The following is a 4865-nucleotide window of genomic DNA, read 5'->3' as shown; positions in this document are numbered from 1 at the left end:
GAGCGCGTTGTTGATCCGGTCCACCGACCCGCGGTTGCGCGCCGCGGCGGCCGCGTAGCCGAGTGGGCCGAGCGTGTCCGTCAGCAGGTGACCGACGACGTCACGCACCCGCCAGCCCGCGCACAGCGACGGTGTCTCCCACTCCTGCTCGGTGAGCCCGCGTAGCAGTTCGATCAGTTCCCGGCGTTCGTCGGCCAGCATCCCCCGATAGCTCATGTCGTCACCCTAAGCCAGCCCGTCACATTCTGGAACCGGATCGGCTCGGACCTCCTTGGGCGAGAGACGAATACGATGCGCGGCTGCCGGCAGCTGTCGCAGTTGCCGGTGGACCGGATGACCACGCCGGACCACCGAGGCGATACGCGACAATGGACGACGCGAACAATTCGCTGCCGCCCCGCGGGGTGGTTCCTCCACCGAACAGGATCGCGCAGCTCGTGGCCAAGCAGAATCGTCGACGTCGCACCGGGCGACGACCGGCAGCCGCAGGCGGACTTCCGGTCGACGCCGCGCTGGCGGGTGATCTGCCGCAGGTCGCCGACGCGATCGCGACGGTCGCTTTCGTCGCTGCGCAGGGCGACACCACCGCGGTCGATCGGTTCGCCGAGCAGGTGGCCGGTGCCGACCTGGCCGCTGGGGTTCAGCTCGCCGGTGCGCGGATCCTCGCCCGCGCCTTCGAATTCGGGTGGTTGCCCGTGGACATCCACGAGGCAGCACGCAGACGGGTCGACGAGTTCGCGGTCGGTTATCTGACAGATCTGATGGCCGCGCACCGCGCCGATTTCGCCGCCGAGGCTGTCGACGAGATCTGGCAGTCGCAGCTGGACGAGCTGGGCGCCACGGTGTGGTGGACCGCGGAGCGCCCCCACTTCGCGCAGTGGGCCGACCGCGCACTGCTCACCGCCTCGGAAGCTCTCGCCGCCGCGCTGACCGCCCTCGCCCTGCTCATCCGCCTGCCGAAACTCGAACAGATCCTGCCGCTGCCCGGCACCGCACCCAGGCACGCGCACCACCACGTCGACGAGAAGACCCTCGGCCGAGTGCGCGGGCTCCTCGCGAAGGCCGAGTCGACCTCCTTCGCCGAGGAGGCGGAAACTCTCTCGGCCAAAGCGCAGGAACTCATGACCAAATACGCGATCGACCGCGCCTTGCTCGACCACGGAACCACCGACCTCGATCTCCCCGCCGCCCGGCGCATCTGGCTGGAGACCCCCTACACCGACGCCAAGGCCCTCCTGGTCGACATGGTCACCCGCGCCAACCGCTGCCGCGCGATCTTCCTCGCCGACTGGGGCTTCGTCACCATCGTCGGCGACGACACCGACCTCGACGCCGTCGAACTCCTGTCGACCTCACTGCTGGTCCAAGCCACCCGCGCGATGATCGAGACCACGACCACCGAGGAATCCCGCTCCCGCCACTACCGCAAGGCCTTCCTCACCGCCTACGCCGCCAGAATCGGCGAGCGCCTCACCAAGGCCGCCGAGGCGACGATCGCCGAATCCCCCGACCCCGCACGCCTGCTCCCGGTCCTCGCCTCCCACCAGCAGCGAGTGGACAAGGCCTTCGACACCTACTTCCCCACCGTCCGCACCAGGGGCATCACGATCCGCAGCGAGCAGGGCTGGGACGCGGGCACCGAAGCCGCCGACCGCGCCCGCTTCGACAACCACTGACCCGTTGCCTGGCCCGCCACCACGCTCGTAGTCTCGAAGCGTGCGGCCGATCATGTCCGAACGTGAGCTCGCGGGTTGGGAGGTTGCCGAACCGAGCGCACCCTTGATCGACGGGGTGACGATGGGCGGTTTTCGTGATCGGGTGGCAGGCGGGGCGGACATGCAGGTCGTCGCCCGACCGGAAGTCACTGTGGTCATCCAGTTCGGCGAGAGCGGGCTCGCCGTGGGAAATCCCTTCGGGCAGAACAGCTTTGGTGGCGTGGTCGCCGGTCTGTCGCCGGGACCGCGCCGTGTCGGCACGCAACGATTCGAATGTCTCGAGGTGCGGTTGTCGCCGATCGCCGCCTACCGGTTGCTCGGTGGTGTACCCGGCGATCTGCGCGACACGGTGGCCGATATCGGCGATGTCTGGGGCCCGGCGGCAACACTGCTCCGCGAGCGATTGGCCGAAACGGCAACGTGGGCAGGCCGATTCGCTGTGACGACCCGGTTCCTCACCGACCGGGCCTCGACCAGGTCGGCCGATCCCGAAGTCACCGCCTGCTGGTATCGCATTGTCGCGAGCAACGGTGACGTGCGGGTGCGGGACCTGGCCGAGTTCACCGGGTGGAGCCGCAAACGCGTGTGGTCGAGATTCACCACACAGGTCGGGGTGACACCCAAACGTGCCGCGATGGTGGTCCGGTTCCGGTCCGCGTTCGACCTGCTGGTGACCGGCCACTCCCCCGCCGATGTCGCGGTGGCCTGCGGCTATTCGGACCAATCGCATCTACACCGTGATGTGTCGGCCTTCGCCGGGATCACGCCGGGTGCGCTCGCGTCGACCTGACCGCCGGAACATTCGTTCAAGACACCGCCCGCACCCGAGTCCGACAGTAGGGACATGAGCAATTCCCAGAGCCTCGAACACCGAATCCGCGCGGCCGAACAACGCGTGGCCGGCACCTACGGACTGACGATCACCGAACGCCTGGTCACACTCCGCGCCCCATCGGTTCAGGTCCGCGTCCTGACAACAGGATCCGGTGCACCGGTCGTCCACATCAACGGCATCTCGGCGCCCGTCCTGGGCATGGCACCCCTCGTCGCCCAGTTGCCCGGCTTCCGGCACATCCTCATCGACCTGCCCGGCCACAGCCTCGCACCCCCGTACTCCTGGCAGGGACGGACCGTCCGCGAGCTCGCGATGGGCGTGCTCACCGGAACTCTCGACGCGCTGGACGTGGCTCGAGCCGCGTTCGTCGGCAGTTCGCTGGGCGGCCTGTTCACCCTGTGGGCGACGCTCGACGCACCGGACCGGCTGACGCGCGCAGCGATCGTCGCCACCCCGGCCACCGCATTACCCGGATCCCGGGGCATCGCCGAGATGGAGTCGCTGACCTCCCCGATCCGCGGCGGTCTCGACCAGCGCCTGATGCGACTGCCGTCCCCTCGGTTCGTCGCCCGCTTCGCCCTCACGGAGGCGATCGGCGCCCCGGCGGCACGTGCCATGTCCGACGACATGCTCGACCTGCACCGCCTGCCACTGCGCCTGCCCGGCCAAGCCGCGTCGTACCGATCCCTGCTGTGCCGACTGATGCGTGGCCGCACCCCACGCCCCGAAAACGTCCTGACCGACGCGGAATTGGCACGGATCGACACCCCGGTGCTGTTCGTCTGGGGCGAGCACGACGTGTTCAGCTCACCCGATCTGGCACGACCATCCGTGACGAGGATTCCCGGCGCCCAGCTCGTCGTCGTCCCCAGTGGCCACGCCCCGTGGTTCGACGACGCACCCCGCTGCGCCGCGCTGATCGGCGGGCTCCTTGCCGGACACGACACCCCCACCACCGAAAGCGAGCACCGCCATGCGTAGCCACGACCCCCTCGCCGGCGCAGCAGATCTCGATCCGTTCGACTTCCGGGCGCTCGCCGCATTCAACGATGCCGAGTTCTGCCGGTACTTCGGCGACCGGTTCGCATCATCGGACTGGGAACTACACCCCGACACCGACGAACTGCTGATGGTACGCACCACGTGAGCTTCACCGACCCGATCCAATTGCACAACAAAAGAATCCAGGTCATCCCCAGCCACGAGTTGCCGTCGCCAGTAGATGTCTTCACCCGTCGCGCATTCGCGTGTCGATCAGTTAGCCGTGGTGTCGACCATGACAGGCGATCGGCGACGGTCGCGTCCGCGCGACACTGGTCGCGGGCCGCTGACCAGACGATCACATCCGCTCCGACGGATTTCGAAACTCGCAGCGGCCTTGTCGGTGTGCGAGTGTAATTTTCGCGGTATGGCCTCGATCCCGGACAGCCCCCATGATGCCCTGTTCCGTCAGATCTTCAAACGCCGTCCCGACGCTGCCAGCGAAATCCGCGCAGCCCTCGACACACCCCTGCTCACCTTCCTGGATCTGACCCACCTCGATCTACAACCTGGCAGCTACATCACCGACGACTTGCGCGGCTGCGCCAGCGACCTCCTGTTCGCAACCCGCCTGACCAGCGGGCACCCCGCGTTCGTGTACGTGCTGCTGGAACATCAATCCCGCCCCGACCCGATCATGCCGCTGCGGCTGCTGACCTACATGACCGGTATCTGGCGGCAGTACCGCGACGAACACCCGAACACCCGCCGCATCCCAGCCATCGTCCCGATCGTTGTGCACTCCGGTCACCGCCGTTCCCGCTGGAACACCCCTGAGGCGATGGCCGATCTGTACGACCTGGACCAGGCGGCCTTCGGGGTCATGGCCGGTCACCTGCCGCAGTTCCAGATGATTCTCGACGACATCGCGCCCCTGGACCTGCCAGCGATCCGTGCCCGTGACCTGACCGCGGATGCCCGCATCGTGTTCATGATGCACAAGATCACACCCGGCGAGGACACCTCGGTTTCCGATATCCTGAACCTGATCGAGGACCTGCAAGCCGTCGATGACGGTCCATATGCCCGCGATACCTACAACGCCGTATTCAACTACATTCTGATCACCGCGAACATCACCGTCACCGCCCTGCAACCAGTGATCGACCAACTAGGGCCACGCGCCAAGGAGGCACTCATGACCACCGCCGAACGCCTCCGCGCCGAAGGCCGCGCCCAAGGCAAAGCCGAAGGCCGCGCCCAAGGCAAAGCCGAAGGCCGCGCCCAGAACGCGATCGAAACCCCCCACCGACATAGTAAACGAAAGTGAGGGA

The 4865-nt window shown here is 67.4% G+C and carries 6 protein-coding genes; 5 read left to right on the top strand and 1 reads right to left on the bottom strand.

Annotated features, from left to right (window positions below):
- The coding region (locus tag ACFWPJ_RS24840) for a maleylpyruvate isomerase family mycothiol-dependent enzyme (protein WP_378854792.1) at positions 1-216 on the bottom strand (216 nt) is incomplete at its 3' end.
- Positions 217-437: 221 nt separating this feature from the next.
- Between ACFWPJ_RS24840 and ACFWPJ_RS24835 the strand changes: the two genes are divergently transcribed.
- From ACFWPJ_RS24835 to ACFWPJ_RS24815, 5 genes are all read left to right on the top strand, one after another.
- Positions 438-1676: a DUF2786 domain-containing protein gene (locus ACFWPJ_RS24835; protein WP_378854791.1), complete on the top strand. Its 1239-nt coding sequence runs from the start codon at positions 438-440 to the stop codon at positions 1674-1676.
- A 40-nt stretch (positions 1677-1716) separates the two neighbouring features.
- The gene (locus ACFWPJ_RS24830) at positions 1717-2505 is read left to right on the top strand and encodes a helix-turn-helix domain-containing protein (protein WP_378854790.1); all 789 of its coding nucleotides are present in this window, start codon (positions 1717-1719) and stop codon (positions 2503-2505) included.
- A gap of 54 nt (positions 2506-2559) precedes the next feature.
- Entirely contained in the window at positions 2560-3531 is a 972-nt protein-coding gene (locus ACFWPJ_RS24825) for an alpha/beta fold hydrolase (protein WP_378854789.1), read from the top strand.
- A complete protein-coding gene (locus tag ACFWPJ_RS24820) occupies positions 3524-3697 on the top strand; it encodes a hypothetical protein (RefSeq protein WP_378854788.1) in 174 nt (57 codons plus the stop codon). Before ACFWPJ_RS24825 ends, ACFWPJ_RS24820 begins: the two co-directional genes overlap by 8 nt.
- Positions 3698-3958: 261 nt before the next feature.
- Positions 3959-4861, top strand: a complete 903-nt coding sequence (locus ACFWPJ_RS24815) for an Rpn family recombination-promoting nuclease/putative transposase (protein ID WP_378854787.1) — start codon at positions 3959-3961, stop codon at positions 4859-4861.
- The last annotated feature ends 4 nt before the right edge of the window (positions 4862-4865 follow it).

It is taken from the genome of Nocardia sp. NPDC058497 (genome assembly GCF_042720195.1).
Lineage (GTDB): Bacteria > Actinomycetota > Actinomycetes > Mycobacteriales > Mycobacteriaceae > Nocardia.
Note: the sequence above shows the minus strand (reverse complement) of the source record. Positions and strands in the feature narration are given on the sequence as shown.

Excerpts from the sequence above, each read along its gene's own strand:
- ACFWPJ_RS24820 (WP_378854788.1), top strand. The coding sequence starts at position 3,524 with ATGCGTAGCCACGACCCCCTCGCCGGCGCAGCAGATCTCGATCCGTTC.
- ACFWPJ_RS24825 (WP_378854789.1), top strand. The coding sequence starts at position 2,560 with ATGAGCAATTCCCAGAGCCTCGAACACCGAATCCGCGCGGCCGAACAA.
- ACFWPJ_RS24815 (WP_378854787.1), top strand. The coding sequence starts at position 3,959 with ATGGCCTCGATCCCGGACAGCCCCCATGATGCCCTGTTCCGTCAGATC.